Origin of the sequence: Peribacillus sp. RS7, assembly GCF_041956845.1 — a bacterium.
GTDB lineage: Bacteria > Bacillota > Bacilli > Bacillales > DSM-1321 > Peribacillus.
Genome location: NZ_CP168136.1, coordinates 123,412 through 141,071, shown reverse-complemented (window position 1 = coordinate 141,071; position 17,660 = coordinate 123,412). Strand labels below are relative to the sequence as shown.

General features: G+C 36.1%; 15 protein-coding genes. 7 read left to right on the top strand and 8 right to left on the bottom strand.

Going from position 1 to position 17,660, the window contains the following annotated elements; genetic code table 11:
* Positions 1 to 100: 100 nt before the first annotated feature.
* Positions 101 to 595: a hypothetical protein gene (locus tag ACDZ29_RS28270; protein WP_375091270.1), complete on the bottom strand. Its 495-nt coding sequence runs from the start codon at positions 593 to 595 to the stop codon at positions 101 to 103.
* 541 nt (positions 596 to 1,136) lie between these two features.
* Entirely contained in the window at positions 1,137 to 1,877 is a 741-nt protein-coding gene (map, locus tag ACDZ29_RS28265; RefSeq protein WP_375091269.1) for a type I methionyl aminopeptidase, read from the bottom strand.
* Positions 1,878 to 2,173: 296 nt separating this feature from the next.
* Here map and ACDZ29_RS28260 point away from each other — a divergent pair, with 296 nt between their 5' ends.
* The 4 genes from ACDZ29_RS28260 to ACDZ29_RS28245 all read left to right on the top strand — a co-directional run bounded on the left by ACDZ29_RS28260 (position 2,174) and on the right by ACDZ29_RS28245 (position 5,376).
* Complete coding sequence (locus ACDZ29_RS28260; RefSeq protein ID WP_375091374.1) at positions 2,174 to 2,743, top strand: tyrosine-type recombinase/integrase; 570 nt, start codon at positions 2,174 to 2,176, stop codon at positions 2,741 to 2,743.
* A 394-nt stretch (positions 2,744 to 3,137) separates the two neighbouring features.
* A complete protein-coding gene (locus tag ACDZ29_RS28255; RefSeq protein WP_375091268.1) occupies positions 3,138 to 3,782 on the top strand; it encodes a YitT family protein in 645 nt (214 codons plus the stop codon).
* Positions 3,783 to 4,641: 859 nt separating this feature from the next.
* Positions 4,642 to 5,151: a DUF2726 domain-containing protein gene (locus tag ACDZ29_RS28250; RefSeq protein WP_375091267.1), complete on the top strand. Its 510-nt coding sequence runs from the start codon at positions 4,642 to 4,644 to the stop codon at positions 5,149 to 5,151.
* Between the two features lie 45 nt (positions 5,152 to 5,196).
* Positions 5,197 to 5,376: a hypothetical protein gene (locus tag ACDZ29_RS28245; protein WP_375091266.1), complete on the top strand. Its 180-nt coding sequence runs from the start codon at positions 5,197 to 5,199 to the stop codon at positions 5,374 to 5,376.
* Positions 5,377 to 6,094: 718 nt separating this feature from the next.
* Here ACDZ29_RS28245 and ACDZ29_RS28240 read toward each other — a convergent pair.
* From ACDZ29_RS28240 to ACDZ29_RS28230, 3 genes are all read right to left on the bottom strand, one after another.
* Positions 6,095 to 6,400, bottom strand: a complete 306-nt coding sequence (locus ACDZ29_RS28240; protein ID WP_375091265.1) for a hypothetical protein — start codon at positions 6,398 to 6,400, stop codon at positions 6,095 to 6,097.
* Between the two features lie 434 nt (positions 6,401 to 6,834).
* Positions 6,835 to 7,308, bottom strand: a complete 474-nt coding sequence (locus ACDZ29_RS28235) for a hypothetical protein (RefSeq protein ID WP_375091264.1) — start codon at positions 7,306 to 7,308, stop codon at positions 6,835 to 6,837.
* A 58-nt stretch (positions 7,309 to 7,366) separates the two neighbouring features.
* A complete protein-coding gene (locus tag ACDZ29_RS28230; RefSeq protein WP_375091263.1) occupies positions 7,367 to 8,617 on the bottom strand; it encodes a hypothetical protein in 1,251 nt (416 codons plus the stop codon).
* Between the two features lie 591 nt (positions 8,618 to 9,208).
* Here ACDZ29_RS28230 and ACDZ29_RS28225 point away from each other — a divergent pair.
* On the top strand, positions 9,209 to 10,111 hold the full coding sequence (locus tag ACDZ29_RS28225; protein ID WP_289323158.1) for a hypothetical protein: 903 nt from the start codon (positions 9,209 to 9,211) through the stop codon (positions 10,109 to 10,111).
* Between the two features lie 964 nt (positions 10,112 to 11,075).
* On the opposite strand, the gene ACDZ29_RS28220 is transcribed toward ACDZ29_RS28225, so the two are convergent.
* A complete protein-coding gene (locus ACDZ29_RS28220) occupies positions 11,076 to 12,197 on the bottom strand; it encodes a hypothetical protein (protein ID WP_375091262.1) in 1,122 nt (373 codons plus the stop codon).
* 1,815 nt (positions 12,198 to 14,012) lie between these two features.
* On the opposite strand from ACDZ29_RS28220, the gene ACDZ29_RS28215 reads away from it, so the two are divergent.
* Both ACDZ29_RS28215 and ACDZ29_RS28210 read left to right on the top strand, forming a co-directional pair.
* A complete protein-coding gene (locus ACDZ29_RS28215; RefSeq protein WP_375091261.1) occupies positions 14,013 to 14,498 on the top strand; it encodes a hypothetical protein in 486 nt (161 codons plus the stop codon).
* Positions 14,498 to 16,153, top strand: a complete 1,656-nt coding sequence (locus ACDZ29_RS28210; RefSeq protein ID WP_375091260.1) for a helix-turn-helix domain-containing protein — start codon at positions 14,498 to 14,500, stop codon at positions 16,151 to 16,153. Before ACDZ29_RS28215 ends, ACDZ29_RS28210 begins: the two co-directional genes overlap by 1 nt.
* Positions 16,154 to 16,447: 294 nt before the next feature.
* Here ACDZ29_RS28210 and ACDZ29_RS28205 read toward each other — a convergent pair whose 3' ends face one another.
* The gene (locus ACDZ29_RS28205) at positions 16,448 to 17,038 is read right to left on the bottom strand and encodes a hypothetical protein (RefSeq protein ID WP_375091259.1); all 591 of its coding nucleotides are present in this window, start codon (positions 17,036 to 17,038) and stop codon (positions 16,448 to 16,450) included.
* Entirely contained in the window at positions 17,025 to 17,435 is a 411-nt protein-coding gene (locus tag ACDZ29_RS28200) for a hypothetical protein (RefSeq protein ID WP_370017247.1), read from the bottom strand. The genes ACDZ29_RS28205 and ACDZ29_RS28200 overlap by 14 nt, the downstream gene beginning before the upstream one ends.
* Positions 17,436 to 17,660 lie beyond the last annotated feature (225 nt).

The following is a 17,660-nucleotide window of genomic DNA, read 5'->3' as shown; positions in this document are numbered from 1 at the left end:
AATCTCCCTCCTAATTTATATTTAGAATACATTCAGTGCCATATAATGTTAATAATATCTGTTTTTTGTTATTTAAGAGAGTACTTCAAATATTGTCCCTTTACTCTACTCTAATAATTGTTAGGGATGCACCTGTTGATCCTCCTGCTGATAAGAGAGTAGCTACTAAGAGTATACTGCTAGATAATTGCAATGATATTGTGTCACCAGCAGTTAGGTTTACAATGACATCATTATTAAAGGTTGAAACGCTTATAACTGGTCTTAATATAGAACCTGGAATTGGAGTAGTACCATTTAGTAAAATTCTTGAACCAGCTCCTATTCCGAGTGCAGCTGTTGTATTAATTTGATAGGTAATGTAGTAACGGCCGGTTACTGGGACAGTGAAAATGGTGTTTGCACCATTAGTTACAAAACTATCTAAGTTTTGATTATTGGGAAGGGGAATACTTGTAGCGCCTCCGAGAGCTACCGAAATCACAGTACCAACTGTATTAGAGGCAAACATAGAATTAGCAGTTACACTTGGCCCTTGGATTTCTCCTGAACAACATTTTCCCAGTGGCCCACAAAAATTAAGGTTGTTCGTCAACTTTTGGTCTCTCCTTTGTTAATAAAAAGTACAAACCCTTTTTATAAGGTATTCTTCTTTTTATGATAGGGAACTTTATTTATAAAAAATATATAACAAAGCCTGTGGAATAATTAATTCCACAGGCTTTGTTATATATTTTCGTTATGAAGAAGCAGCAAAGTCGTGGTTCTGGACATGAACGTGCGACACTATATGTTTACATATTTTTTTGGCACACTTCCCCACGATTCTTCACTCCTATCCAACCGTACTCATACTACAAAATATTTCAAAACAGCTGATTAATTCCTATTTTCGACCTTTTTGAGTAACTGATAAATACAGTTCATGACTAGCGTTAGATCTTAACCATTAACCGATACATAAAACATTTGCCCCCCCCTAGCTGAATAAGGGTATTTTTTTACTTAAATTCGAATGTATGATAATTGAAAGAATCGCACATTCAAAAGGCCGCCAATTGGCGGCCTTCTTATGGCGCTAACGCATCCGTTAGTAAGCGAACTCCATATATTTTTCTTTTTCGCGTATGTTTGAATTAAAGTGTGACAATAATTGGACCATTTTTAGTAAGGATAATCGTATGTTCCAATTGAGCTACATAGCTTTTTTCTGTGGCATAGGTCCAACCGTCTTCTTTTTGGAATGCTTCTTCTTCAAAGGTTGAGATAAATGGTTCGAATGCGATAACCATCCCTTCCTTTAATATTTCATTATCCCATGGATCATAATAATTACAAATATGGTCAGGTGCTTCGTGTATTCTACGTCCAACACCATGTCCTGTAAGGTTTTTGATAACAGTGAATCCATGCTGTCTCGCTGTTTCGAATACTGCTTTTCCGATTCTACTTTTTTTGGAACCGGGTTTTGCTTTCTTAAGACCTGCTTCAAATGCCTTTTTAGCAACGTCGCATATTTTGGTTAATACTGCTTCTCCTTCGCCTACTACAAACGAGATTCCTGTATCTGCGAAATAACCGTTTTTGGAACCAGAAACATCTATATTTACTAAATCTCCTTCATGAATAACCCGAGGACCCGGAATACCATGTGCCACTTCTTCATTAACACTAATGCAAGTATAGCCAGGAAAATCATATTCACCTTTTGGGGCTGAAACTGCACCTGCTTTCTCTAAAAGCTCTCCGGCTATATCGTCAAGTTCTTTGGTCGTTATGCCAGGAATTGTTCTTTGTATCAATTCATCTCTAATGGAGGCAACAATTTTGCCAATTTCCTTCAAACCATTAAAATCTTCTTCTGTTTTTGCAACCATTTTTCTTCACCTCATTTTTTTTTCATAGACTCTGCAATTAATTCCTTCTATGCCATAACATCTGCCACCAGATTTTCTTAATCATAACATTCAAAATCCTTGATTGTATCATACTTTTCCACTTGAATTTGAATGTATGATAATGGGAATTATCGCACATTCAAATTATTGATTTCATTGACTTTCACCGTTTTTTCTCTTTATAATTAAGATGTAATAAAAATCATACATTCAAATCGTTGGTACATAAGGGTTTTGAAGCCGGATTTTTAAATAGAGAAGAAAGGTCGATGAAGATGACGCAACCAAAAGATGTGCAGCCGATCCGGGATCAGCAGCAGTTAGAAGATATGAAATGGGCGCTGAAGCGCCATTGTTCGGAACGTGATTACATCCTGTTTGTTGTAGGCTGCGAGACCGGCCTACGTGTCGGGGACCTACTCAAGCTCAACACGAAGCAGATTCTGGACCTTAAAAGCAAACAAAACAAGATTCTCCGGGTCAAGGAAGGTAAAACGCAAAAAATCCGCGACATCTATATCGCGAATTGCTTCCAGGAGGTCTATGAGTACGCCAAAAACGTCCAGAGTCCCTGTTTATTCCCCTCTAGGAAGGGAGAACGCCCCATAACCCCTACTCAGGCCTACCGGCAATTAAATAAGGCTGCAGAGTTCGCTGGCGTGGAACATGTTGGTAATCATACCTTACGAAAAACGTTTGGCTATTGGTTTTACAAAGCCACGAAGGATATTGCCATGCTGCAACGGATTCTGCATCATTCTCATCCATCCGTTACCCTGCGTTATATCGGCATTACGGAAGAAGAAACGAACAACGTATTGAAACATTTTAGCGTTTTTCAATAATTCAACTTCTTTTTCTTCAAGTAATTTTATTCATTTTGATGTACCAAGAATTTTGCTAAATGTTTTTTATAAAAATAATTTGAACCAAATACAAATGTTTACTAGATCCCGAAGGGGTGGACTGACTATTTTTCTTAAAGTAACGTGTTTAATTGTTTTGCGATTTGAGCCATAGTTAATAATTGTTTTTCCAATTTGTAACCCTCCTATCTAGGGAATGGAATATTATATTAACTTCTCCGGCAGTTCTGCAATAACCTACCACCTTAAGGAACTTCTTTATATACTTCACTGTTAATCATTTGGTAACAACTTTTGATTTGGATAGATCATCTTGTTCATTTAACCTTCTTCATCTAAAGTAGATGGATATATAAGATGTAGAGGTGAAGAGATGGAATTGCGGCTATTACGGTATTTTATTTTTTTTCTTGGATTAACTTTCTTTGGATTAGGGAATGCGATTGCGGTGAATGTTCAATCCTTGGGGCTGCATCCATGGGAGGTTTTAAACGTCGCCCTGTTCGAGCGGTTCGGGTTCACAATTGGGACGTGGAGTGTCATGTGTGGTTTAGTACTTGTGTTGATCGTCTTTGTCGTGGATAGGGAGTATATTAATATTGGTACCTTTCTAAATGCCTTGTCAATCGACCCGATCATGGATTTCTTTTTGCATCTCAACATTCTTCCTCATGAAACGGAGCATTGGTGGTTGAATATACTCATCTTGTTGATGGGTATCATCATAACCGGAATTGGCGGAGGAATCTATGTGGCTGCGGGAATTGGGGCTGGTCCTAGGGATGGTTTCATGCTTTCCGTTTCGGAAAAAACCGGGTTATCGGTCAGTTGGGCAAGAATCGTTGTCGAGAGCCTCATCTTGATTATCGGGTTCATCCTTGGAGGTCCAGTGTTTATTATGACGTTTGCATATACCTTTATTCAAAGCCCGATCTTTCAGTTTTCCATGAAGCTGATGCGTTCCTTTATCGCTAGTTTGGTGCAGAAGCGAAAGGGACAATTTGAGATTCCGTTATAATTGGAAGGAGGATGTCCTTTGGTCACCTCCTTTCGTGCTCTTATTCCACTAACAGGAGCGTTAGTGGAATACACCGTCCGAATAATCGAATCGGTGTTTTTTCTTTTATAAATACAGGCATACTCCTTGTAAAAAGGAGAGTTGCTACATTTGGCGATTTTCCATGGTAAGCGGACCGAAGGGAGCATTAAGGAATGATCCAATATCAGCCCACCTGAGAAAAATCAGGTATCCCATGTCAGCCCCACCTATGTAAATCAGGTGTCCCACATCAGCCCACCTGTAAAGAATTCATGGACCCATTAAAACACTAGGCTTTGCCTAGGACCACAACGTAGTTGGGGACAGTTTTTCCTTATGCTCTTCCTACTACATACCTCAAGTTTTCATCGATGCAGCAAGGATAGACTAAAAGTGTAAATGGTCGTTTTATTACAACTTTGCTTTAGCAAGTCAACCAACTGTTAAGTTACAATAAAGTTATTTAAAAACGTCAGTAATATTATTCTATTTACGATATTCAATTCTGAAAAAGGATGATCCTATGCTATTCGAAGGGCAAATTGTTTATTTTATTAAAGATCGATACGATTGTATCCATATGTTAAAAAGAAAATCTAAATCGTCTGCATCCTTGGAAAAATATATTGATTTTGTACAGTTGCTTGAGAATGAATGGGAAAGTAATTTTATTAAGGCCTATGTTATTAATTTTTAAGAACCCGAGAAACCATATGTTTGGAGTTCTGTTGAATGGAGATCCGATTTAAATAATAAAATATCTTCTAATCATCAGATATACTTAAGATTCTTAGATGATAACAGATGGGACATAATTTTTATAGGACCTTATAAATCTATGAGAACTAAAGGAATACATTTATGTTCTCGAGGCCATGAATCGTTTGTTCAACCTATCAAAATCAAAGGTGGCGAAACATGCCCTAAATGCAAAAAGAAATACAGAGAGTCAGATGGAGCTAAATATATAACGGAATTGCTTGCAGAAATGAGGGTTGAATTTATAAAGGAGGTAAGTCTGGACCGTTTCGGTCACGAGTCGAAACTTCGTTTGGACTTTCTTGTATGTAAAAATCATCACCCTTTATTTGTAATTGAACTCAATGGCGTCCAACATTACAGACCTATAAGGAATGAGTTTTTTGGCGGTTATGAAGGTTATAGGAATAGAATGAGGTTAGATAGAATTAAACGTGCTTTTTGTTGGAGTATTGGTTTACCTGTAGTTGATATTCCCTATAATGAAACAGAAGACCAAATAAAAGAAACTGTATATTACTTTTTACGTTTGTTTGAGGTAATTAATAGTGAAGCTAATGAAAACTATTGGGTCCATAAGTCACGTTAATAAGAACCTTATTTTAACCCTGTAAATGAAAAAAGGAGTGAAGATATGAAGAAAGAAAAAGCTGATTTTCTTGAAGTTAATAAATTATTAAATCGGGTTGAGAAACAGCATGAAGAGCTTCGTAAAATAACTGGCGAAGGCGAACCTTATCAACACTTAAAGAAACAAAAACACGTCACTGTCTATACCAATGATAAAAAAGCCATGAAGTTCTGGGAAGAGTGAAAAAAGAGAGAAAGAGCATAAGGAAAAACTGTCCCCAACTACGTTGTGGAACTAGGCAAAGCCTAGTGTTTATGTGGGTACATAAAAAATTCATCAATGTCCCCTTTGTGTCCCCCTATAAAACCATCAATGTCCCCTTCACGTCCCCCTCTTTGGATACCGTGAATAGTAGATTCATTAGTTGGGGAATATACATATAGATGATCTTCTCAAATTAATTTGTAAAGCGAATGGCCTCTGTTCCCCGCCTATTTCCCAAGGTTGGTTGCAGGGGTATTCTTATGCCAAAGCAAATTAAGAACAATGTGAATAAAAAATACAACCAGTGGCATAGTAGTAAATAACCTAAGGTTAAATCAATAAAACGCAACTATTGCCAATGCCCTTGTTTCTGCCTAAAAAGTTGGTACAGGAGTATTTTTCGTTATAGTACTTGATGGAGTTTATAGTCTTTAATCGTGCCAGAACTTGCCCGTCTAATTTATCCAACTCTTCGTCAACCGTATTAAATCGCGTATCATTAATATCCCACCGAACAGGAATTATTAAATAAACCCCTTGGGATCCAAGGGGTTTGGTGTCTTTCACTTTTATTGTTTATGTATGATTTTATTCAGCTAAAAAAGGATAGTTTTCTTTTCTCTAAGTCCTCTTCCGGTATCGGCCCCGCCTACGCCAGATACTATGACAGCCACACATGCCATCCAACCCATTTTCATTATAACAGAAAGCGCTTACATTTCCAATGATTACTAGAAAACATTTTTGGACTTGTTATTCTACGCTTTAGTGTTGCATGGTTGTTCCCTATTAGTAGTTTCTCATCTTCAATTATACAGGAACCCTTATGATGTAGGTATTCAAGTGAGATACCCCTTCTTAAGGCTATTTGTTCCATTAATCTAATTTCATGATACATAGCATCAGACAAGCTTCCTTTTTCAATATTCTTATTTATTTCAAAATAAAACCCAGCCAATAATTCTACCGGTAATTTATCGTAAAGAGAACTTTTTGCTTTCACTATAAATCACCTCCTAATTAAACCATACAAAAAACTAGCACCAATTGAAATAACTTTCTACAAAATAATAGATGATAACTAAAAGTAACAATACATAAAGAGATACCTCTAGTAAACGTCACCAGTTTGATTCAACCCTACCCTAAGATAACTTCAAAAGAGCATAAGGAAAAACTAACCTCCTATTACAAATTAACAGGTGCAAATTTTGAAGGTTCTTAAAACCCTTTTAAAATAACCATTTTTCCGTTTTTACTTTTTTATTAGTTTTTAAATTTTTAATACTCAAAGAAATTTTAAACACCTGTAAAGGCCAATACACTCACCGAAATCCTCAAATGCCTATAATTCCTAATTTAAGTGAATAAAAAAAAGAGGCTAATTCAACACCTTAGCCTCTTAAGTATATCAGTACTATAATTTAAAGGGTCCTTTTATCCCCTTAAATTGGTCATCTTCCCCAACTTCAATAGTTTAGATAGGGCTTCGTTTGATTGACCCTTACCTTCATCAGTATCTTCTTCATAATTCACTTGTCCTTCAGATAGACTGTTTGGTGTGGAAGCTGGCTTACTTTTCTCGGGTACCGGCTGCACCATTTGCTGGGCAAGCGCCGCCCCTTCCGGATTCCCGACAATTAAAGAAACGATATTATAAAGAATCTTCTGCCCTTCCTCTGTTTTCAAAATTGCTAATTGTTCATTCGCAAAGGCGTCTAGTGGAAGGTAAATACCTTGTTCCTTATAAGATCCATTCCGAACCTTTAATCCATCTTCAATAAGCGCGCTAATAAGTTCATTTCTACTTTTAAAGCTGTCTGCCAACTCATTAAATTCATTAGCCCATTTTATCGAAGTTTTTGGGGTATATTGAATACCTCGACCTGGAGTGATTTTTCTATTGGACAACGTTACCACCACCTTGTATCACAACTAAGTGAAGATGTTGCTCTCATTTCTTTAATTTTCAAGCTTCAATAGATTGCTTTTCAATTTCAGCAATAATATTTTTCAAGAGATATGCCTTACTAGTAAAGAAACTGGCTTGATCTATATTCGGAGGAAATAGACAATCTTCATCTTTAAGTTCAGCTAAGTATTGATAGGCGAAGAGAAGTCCTCCCCCAACAATAATCATTTGCCCAACGTTTGTATCAACAAAATACCGGATGACTTTATCTTTCACTTCTTCGGCATATTCTTTCGTGTATTTATCAACAATCTTTGTGATATCTGCTGTTTTGGACTGCCATGTCGCTTTAAAAACAGGAGAATATTTAGGTTTTATAATCATTTTATCGATTTCTGGCTTAATGAACTTCCTCATGAATTCTTCACGTGTAAAAGAAATCTTAGGTGTTTTACCCACCCTTTCAAAACGGCTCCGTATGCTGTCAAATTCCTTTAGTTCTGCTGCTTCTTTCATAATTAAATCAATATATTTATTTGTACCTATCAGATGATTTGTGGATTTAGTTGAATTTAAACCATTTTCATCATATAGAGCTAAATCCAATGTTCCGGCTCCTAAATCAGCTATGGCAAACTCGTCATGGATTTGTGATGAAAATTCGGTTTCCACCACTTCCCCATCTACTAAATCAAAGGCCAATGCCAAGTAGCTCGTTACGCCTTCCACATTAAGCTGAACATCCGTAATGTTAAGGGTTATGGTTTTTCCTTTATAAGGCCCTTTTATTGCTGTAATTTCATGCTCACCCATATACAAGTTTATTTTTTCCGAAGACGCCTGTTTGGCCTCTTCTATTGGAAGTCCAAAACTCAATGGTACGTCTACCTTATCGGTCTTACCCGATTTCCAAGCTGCTAAGGCTAATCCTGCTAAAGTTGTTACTACATGGATTTCATTCCCTAATTTATCTCTTGCATCACTGCTGGTTTCTCTTAAATTATTTTTGTCATTCGTTGAAATTTGAGCATATTCCCCTACTGTATAATAAGCATTTGTTCGATTCTTAGGTAAGGCTTTACTTTTAATATGTAAATGAAGAATCATATCATCGGGAAAAGATTTATCTGAGCTCTCATCTGGCATATCTTCGGCAGTAGTTTCAGCGTTTTCCCCGATTATACTCGCGATATTTATTGAAACAACATTTCCATTTTGATCGATATATGTAATTTTATTAGAAATGTTCCCACTATCTACTCCTGCGATTAAATAATCCTCTTTAAATAAAAAATCAAGTTTTGTCATGATTTTCCCCCTTTGGACTAATCTAGTTTAGTCTATTCTACTTATATCCAATATATAGAGACTTTTCATTAAAGTCAATAATGAGTTAGCGCTAGATTAGCGTTATCGGTACTCTATCGCTAACCACACATCGATAAACCAGCGCTATCTAGATCTTAATCTAGATATTAACTCAAAACCATTTAATTTTTGGTTATTGTCCATAAAGTATTTGGCGCTAAGTTGTCGTTATCGGCGTTTTAACTACCTCTTCCAAACTATAGATACCCGCAAATTATCGCTAAATGTTTTTTTATACTGCAGTTGTTTATCGTTAAATTGACGTTATCGGTGTTTTAACTTAATTTACAAAGAAGAACTCCACTCATTAATCTAGACTAATCTAATTTATTCTTTTGATACTTTTAAAATAAACTAGATTAGATTAGATTAGTTTAAGTCGAATTCACTTCATTTTTTCTATTAAAGCCAGCAAACGTAGTTGATTAGTATTTATCTAGTAGGTAAACTATAGATATGGATAAATTGACGCTTAGCGATAGGTAGATAAAAATAAGCTATAGTTAAACTAGCGTTAAGAGGAGGGTTATCGTGACAAATAGAGTCCAGGCTAATAAGGATTTCATTAAAGAAACACTTCGTGACGATGCATTATATACTTCGTTGGTGCTTGATAAGGAATATAGTAGCAATCTATTTAAGAAAGATATATTAGAGTTAGATCCCAATGCCATGTATTCAACTACTGATTGTTCCGATAAAATCTTTCATATAGCTAATTCAACCCTAAGGTATTACGTCAGGATGCTAGAGGGATACTTAGAGATATATGTAGAGGGCAGAAAAAAACGATTGCCGTACCTCAGCGTTTTTAAAATCCATATGACTTTACTGGCAATTGAGAGGGGCGAAACAATCTCTGATATCCAAGTTAAGTTATCGCTAAAATCGATTCCTCAACAAAATGGCGGGAAAGCAAAAGGGAGTAAATATAATGAAGAAACCTTAGATCAATTATTCTCTGAATTTGATAGAAGGCAGAATGTAATGATGAGAACCTTTACTCTACAAAATACGATCAATCTAATTGAAGTGGAGTTGCTAAGACGGAGAACGGGAATAGCTGATAGGCAAAGACAAATTGAAGTTATTGAAGAAAAGATTAAAAATCATCGGTTAAATCGCAAAATGGATCGACAAGCAGCGAATGTGTTACGTAAAAGTTTGGAACAAAAGAAAAATACAGGTTTTTTCTCATTTTTTGCAAAAAAAAATACAGAAGACACCTTGAATTTAGAAGCTGAAATACTGGTGGATGAAAGAGACATTAAAGCTGACCATATAGAAGTGGAGTTTCTTGAAGAAATTGAAACACTAAGGAAGAAGATTAGCCAAATTGAAGAAGAGTCACTCGCTTTAGAGAAAAGGTTAAAGTCTGAAACAGCACTTCTAACAAATGAAAGTAAAGTTCTAGAACAAACCATGGAAGATTAATGGTTCCTTTTTATTAGTTTCTGGTCCAAGTGTTAGAGAAAAAAATTGGCTGTTCCTAAACTTTTAGCACTTTATCGCAAAAAGACTTTTTTACATTTCATCGTTCTGATTCATATCAGGAATTAAAGTGTCCTTTTGCTTAATGAAGATCAAGGATGGTCTATAGCTTTTCATTGCCTCTCTATACATTTATAGCAAGTAAGAGGGGAAAGGGAAGACCTTACCCCTTAATAACGTTGAATTGAAAAGGATACAAGTTTATGGCCCCATCTAAGGGGGCCTAAACTTGTATCCTTTTCATGGTTTAGAACTAGAATATTGGTAAAATCGATTTTCGTGAACGGTTCTCTAGAATGGGGTTCGTTTCACAGCTTAACATCTATATTCTGGATATCTATTGGCGATTGTATAAAGATATTAGAATAAGACATAAATTTAATATGTAATCTTTTAAAAGACAGTTTATTTAGATTTATATTTCTTCATATTAATCTAATATTTAATTGTTCTGTTTGAAGGGATTTACTCGTAAATAAACAAATTTAATAAAAAAGTATATTTAATAAGAGAAAACAAATTTAATAAAAGAAACAGAACTAATAGGCAATTTTCAATTGTTAGGTATATCCCTTGAGACACAAGAGTTCTAGCCATTCTTAAGTGTTGCTATAACAGAGTTTCCACGTTCCCACATATAGAATGCAAAAGAAGTCACATTTACACAGGCCTTTTTTTAAACTATTCACAAATACACAGTATCATATTTATAATATCCACTATTACACAAGGCAACATTCGGAAACAAATAGACGTAAAAAAAAATCCTTCTCAATAAATCTGCCAAAAACTGTTGCAGATGTGGGAAGGAAAGACTTTTGTTATAAGTAAATGCTTTTCTGCTTTTTTGGAGTAAATTCTAATAGCCCTGTGAATGTCCTATTTTTTCACAAGGCTGGTTAAGCTATTAAATTACACCGTGCAGCTCTGGCGCTTGGCCGGTTTTGGTGTATTCTTTGATTTTGGCTTCATGGATTAATTCATAAGGAATCTTTTTTAAGGCCCCAGGAAGGTACTTTCTAAAGGCCATTCTGAAAAAGGCGCCAATCGAGTAGAAATGGAAAGACCCTTTTCGTTGTTTTTCTGTATGTATATGAATTCCTATCTGATCCATTGTTTGTAAAAAGAAATTTTTTATGAATCGATCACGTATGGTGAAGCTTTCATAGTCCTCATCCATAAGATAGTTCAGTTTATTCATTACTTCCTGTTTATAGGAAATCATGACATCGATTTGGTCCCTTGGTTTAAATTTAATTTGATGTCCATCAAAGAAGTAGGTGAGCTCCTTGGATAGTTTCGCCATGAGTGAGTTGACATTGAATTCATCCGTGTTTTCTTCCACACATTCCGGCTTCAAGGAAAAGGAGGCTTTTTTTATCCATATTTGCTTGCCACGAATCTCCACCCCTGTAAATTCGATGGAAAATAGAGCTTCTAAAACGCTTAAAGTTTTACGAACCCCTTTTGCATTTTTGTTTAGTTGAAGTTTAAGTGTCTTCATAGTCCGTTCTTGTTTGATTTTCTCCATTTCACCTGTCTTGCTGAAAGACAGACCAGTCCGGAACTGGTTTAGTAAGGATAAGAGAAGTTCAATTCCTTCCGGGTTGGAGGTACGTACGAATTCTGCTAAAATATTCGTTTCAAAAAGGGCATGCGGTATGATTAGGTAGTTGAGAGATACACCATTAAGTTCAGGTGTATTATACTTTTCAACATCTTTTAACACGATAACAGGTAACCCTTCGTGGATTTCCTCTTTCACAAAATGATGATCTTCTAAGAACTTTCTTCCTCCCCATAGGGTAGAATAAGAAATTCCAAGTTTCTTTGCCCAGTAAGAAAGATTATATTCCTTAAGCATGCCTCGTTGGTTTTGTTCTACGTGTAATTGATTTAACATGGTCATATATACGACATAGGCAGAAGCAGGAGGGCGCTCAAATGACTGATCACGAAGAAAATGGAATTCTTTTAAGATAGCGTGATGCATTCTAAAACCATGGATTCTTATTCTAGATTCTTTCATTTTGGGCACTCCTCTCGCCTATTTTTCTAGTTTAAATTATAGCAGAATGGAAAAACAGGAAATGGTGTCCTTTATTAAGGGATTTTCAAAGTTGCACAACGGGTGCTCATCCCTTGGGGGGCAAGGGATTGAAAAAAAATCTAAAAAATTTTGTGTGAGAGCAAACGTCATTTTTTCACAAGGTTTGTGCATGGTGTGAAAGGAAACGTCATGAATTTATAGGGGAGGGGATTCGGAAAAACGTTGATATATCAATGTTTTTATAAAATAGTCCATCCGAAAATGAGCATGAATAAAAAAACTTGCACAGAAATGTGTGCAAGTTTGTGTGAGAGCAAACGTCATTTTAATCATTTTAGAACAAAAAGAGATTAATTTGGCACTATTTTGTGTGGTGTTCTTAATTTTGGCTGAAATTTTTGTTGGTAATGTAGGGGTGTAATTGGATGTTTATCAAAATGCATTTAAAAATTTCAGATCAAATATAGGGAATTGTGCACATTGTGAAAGGAAACGTCAAACGGGAAAAAGTTGCACAGCTTATTATGGATGTATGAGATGTGCAAGATGATGTCGAGTTTATAAGATGTTTTGTTAACGGGAGATAAACCTGTATCCCCTTATCGTTGTGCACATTGTGAGAGCAAACGTCATATCGAAAAAAATAGATGCAAACCCATATAATGGTGTGCGCACTGTGAGAGGAAATGTCAAAAAAAATGAAAGAATAGATGTAATCCCATATAATGGTGTGCGCATTGTGAGAGGAAACGTCAAATGAAAGAATAGTTGCAATCCCATATAATGGTGTGCGCATTGTGAGAGGAAACGTCAAATGAAAGAATAGTTGCAATCCCATATAATGATGTGAGCATTGTGAGAGGAAACGTCAAATGAAAGAATAGTTGCAATCCCATATAATGGTGTGCGCATTGTGAGAGGAAACGTCAAATGAAAGAATAGATGTAATCCCATATAATGGTGTGCACATTGAAAAAGGAAACGTCAAATGAAAGAATAGATGTAATCCCATATAATGGTGTGCACATTGAAAAAGGAAACGTCAAATGAAAGAATAGATGTAATCCCATATAATGGTGTGCACATTGAAAAAGGAAACGTCTTCCCTTAAATGAGAGAGTTGAAAGAAATGCTGATATAACCAAAGTTCATCATCTAAAATAGAACGGAAATGTAAAAACTTGCACAACAACGTGTGCAAGTGCCCGTCATTTTCCCCCTTATTGAACAGAAGGAAATAAAAATTCACGTAAGATTTGGTTGTAACTTTTATATTTATAATAAAAGCCCAATCTCTAGCTTACAACACTGAGAATTTGGGCTTTAGTTAATTCACAAACGCACCCTTTAATTGAATAACCATTAGCTGCTATCGTTCAATAACTCCTTTTCGGATTATCAATTATTGATACAAATAAGGACTTTTCTGATTATGAGTCACAAACAGTTATTTTAGATTGATTCATAGGCTATTTACTCAAATTGAACGTATTCACCGCAGAAGTTGTACAAGTTGCACAAAACCAGCTTGGTGATTGGACGTAAATAATAACGAAACCCAACTAATCTTCTCTTGTGAAGGTAGCTGAGTTTTAAAGTGGAATATGCAAAATAGCACCGAAAGTTATAGATTTTAGTGAAAATACACACAAGAAAATCCATACAAAGAGCCTTGTGCATATTGTGAAAGCAAACGTCAAAACTAAAAGAGGTTGCTCTTTTTAACCGTTTGTTGACAAAAGCAACACTGCTCACTCATAATTACCATATTACTAGATTAAAAGGGGAACAAATATGGATTTTTTAGTTGGAGTTAAAGAGGTGGGGGAAATTCTCGGATGGGATCGGAGAAAGGTTTCCACCTATCAACTACGTGGCGTGCTTCCTAAACCAGTGGTCCATTTATATAGTGGCCCCATTTGGTTTCGAAAACAAATCGAATTTTATAAGGCTGGGAAAGGTTTTAGTGTCAGGACTTATTATATAAAAGGGGAGATGGTCTATGAATGTACGCATAATCAACCTTTTAAAGATACCAGCTATTCCCCTAACGACATCAAAGAACAGGTGGGAAATTTTATCCTTTATCAGGAAAAGGACGTCCAACAGTTGAAAAATGCCATCCTGGAAAAAAACCCGATTGTTCAATTTCTTTCTTTTGAGTCAATTAGCATTCTGCATGATTTGGGTATTTTGGAAACAGTGTTTTTTCAAGATTACATCCAACAGTACTCATTTGAATACAAGGAGTCAATAAAAGAAGGGTGGATTAAAGAATAATGATACAAACCCTGCAAACAAAATTTTTGAATGTCATGAAAACGGTTTTTCCAGATTATCCTCAAATCTATGTTGAATGGAAAATGGATATTAATCATCTTATGTCAGGTCAAGATGATTACCAGCCTAGCCAAACATTAAAAGCATTCTTTGTGATTTTGGATAGCTTGGTGAAAGATTATGAATTGAAATTCGAGAATATGGAACAATGGGTCGATGAATACATAGAAGAAATTAGAAATTTTGTACTTCCATACATACAGACAATAGAAGAAGAGAATTCACCCAGCTCTCCAAAGTCTAACAACAGGGAAGTGATAAATGCCTTGTTGAATCAAAATTTTGCCGAGTCCGGTTCGGCCTTATTATTTCACAAATTAAGGGAGACCATCAGTAAAAATGAATTCGACATTGCTACTGAGATTCCTACTGCAAGAATTGCGGAAAGAGCGTTAGAGGCGACGGCTCAAGTGAGGGCGGAAAATGATTATCTGATGATGAAATCGAATGTAGCCATCGAACAATGGAAAAACCTCACTTCTCAAGCTATCACGTCGATGGATGACTTAACCGCAGACATTTTTGATATTGTCTCTATACTTTGGATGCAACAGGCTACTCATAAGGACCAAATGATTCATTTCCATACAGATGACGCTTTGAATTTAAGGAGATTGCAAGGGAGGAAGGAAGATTTAGACGGCTACCAAATGTCTTACCGGAAAAAAGAGCGCGATGATATCATGAAAAGATTGGCCGCACTCACAACGATATGGATCAGAATTGAAAAAGAGAATTTGAGGTTCATCAATGAGGATCAGGGAGATTTTGAAGAAATTGGACAAGTGCAGTTCAATCCCTTGTTTTTGGTGGATAGCGTGACTGTAGCCTACCGGGGGGATAACCCGATTGGTATTTATGAATGTAGCATTCGTCCGGGGGAATTGCTTGCCAACTTCTTGTACGGTTCCCAAAGAAGCAGTGGGCTTCTTGCATTAAAGACTCTCGAATACCATCCAATTAAGCAAAAGTACCATAAACGGTTATCCAGGTACTTGTCCTGGCAATGGAGAATTCGCCAGAAGAGTGCGGATTATCTTAGGGCTTATCTTATCGGGGGAGATAAAGGTCTTTTAAAAGTCATGGATTTGGACGTGAACCCGAGATATGGTTCAAGGATTAAGGAACAATTTGAAGAAATATTGGATACTCTGCAGCAAGATGGAATAATTAAAGGTTGGAGCTATAAGGAAAACAACCTTGAGAAGCAAATAGAGCAGGAGAGAAATTGGTTCGCTAACACCTGGTTAAAGGCTCGTGTCCAAATCATCCCACCTAATGAAATAACGGGAATGGGAGATTACCAAGACTTATTATTGATTGAGGATCAGGATTACGACACAGAAAATTTATTAACTATGTTGAAGGGTATGACGGACAGGGAGGCTGTTGCAACTAGGGAGATAGTTGAAGAAAAACAGGTTTCCCCTGAGACGATTAATAAGGAAAGAATCGACCGGGGATTAAGCATTTTAGAGGCTGCTAAGGAAATGGGAATCTCCCATAGTACCTTGTCCCGATATGAAAGGAATTTAATTAAACGTCCTTATACAGTCAGCTTAGATAAAATGAAAGAGTGGTTAAACGCAAAATAAGCATTTTAACAATGCTTATTTTTTTTGAAGATATTCCATCCAAACATATCATGCTCCATGAATATGGGTAGGTATATAAATGATCTGGTATTTCTTTTGTTAAAGTGGTGTTTGATATTTATGTTGAAGTGAGTGAGTATTAGATTGTTAAACTTATTTAAGTTAAAGACGCAGGATAGGATAAGTGGTGAACCTAATATCTCAAACTCGCAACAAGAGAAGTTTTTGAAGCTAAGCCTATCAACGGTATATGTGTGCCATACATTTTAAAGCATATAACCTTACGTGTATTTTCTATTCAATGTCATTATCAAGAAGGCGTAGGATATTTTCTACGGCACCTGCATGATTACCTTTTCGGAATTTATCAATAAAATCAATATAAAGAAGTTCAAATACCTTTTCTAATGTGTAGCCATGTTCTGGCTGAACTTCATCCATATCTGCAAGCAACACCTCTCCACGCAAAGCGAATTTTCTTCTCATTCGTAAATTCAACGTTTTCATTTCTTGGTTTTTAACTTTATGGATTAATTTAAAGGTAGTTTCCCCATACTTTTCAAGTCTTGAATCTTTACCAGCATACTGATCCAATGATGTGAGCAATCGGAATAAGGACTTCGAATCTGGATTCTTTTTCGCAAAAAGTAAGAAGTCATTATATAAAAGATTCATTAAGTCATTTTGTTCGAAATGCATGTCTGATAGGTCTTGAATATCTTCACAAAAAACTTCTGCTCTTAAAAAAAGATTCAAGGGAACGTCTATACTCAGTAAGACGGTAGAAGATTTATTTACTCTATGGAGAAATTTTCCGATAAAGTTTGATGATCCAATCAAAGATAGTTCTTCATCAATAAGATTGGCTTGGCTATATTTCCCCATCGGTTACGCCCCCTAGTTGTTTCTTTTTGTATGCTTCTACAAATATTCGATGAGCTGCTTTTCGAACGCTACATTTCCAAACGTCCGCATAATCGCCTATTTTTTGATAAGTTGCATGATCTACTTTGCAATGAACCGTGTAAGGCTGGTCCGTATAGGTGACGTCAGGATATACGAGCACCTGTGTAAGTCCAAATAACAGTATCTCTGTGCCAAAGGCTGTTTTAGACCCATTCCAGTATCGTCGGGATTCCTTTCTTAATATCATGTCCACGGATTCGTCCACGGGAATCTTTATGTCATGCAGCTTATCCGAACGAACTTTTCTTTTTTGTGTTTCAATCATTTTTTTATTAGATGAAGATAGAACCGGATTCAAATGGTTAACCTTTCCCATTTGCTATTCCCCTTTCAAAATTGCCTTTTTCTTTGGGTTGGTTGGTTAGTTGGTTACGTCGTTTTGCTAAGCCAAGAGTGGAGGGAGGTATTTATTTCAGAATTTTTGGCAAGGCTTTTTTTAGTGAGGTGATACGAAATGAGTAAAGATATTTCAAAGGAACTGGCTGAAAAGCTTGCTAACAAGGCATCCACGCTACATTACGTAAAAAGCACAAATGAATCT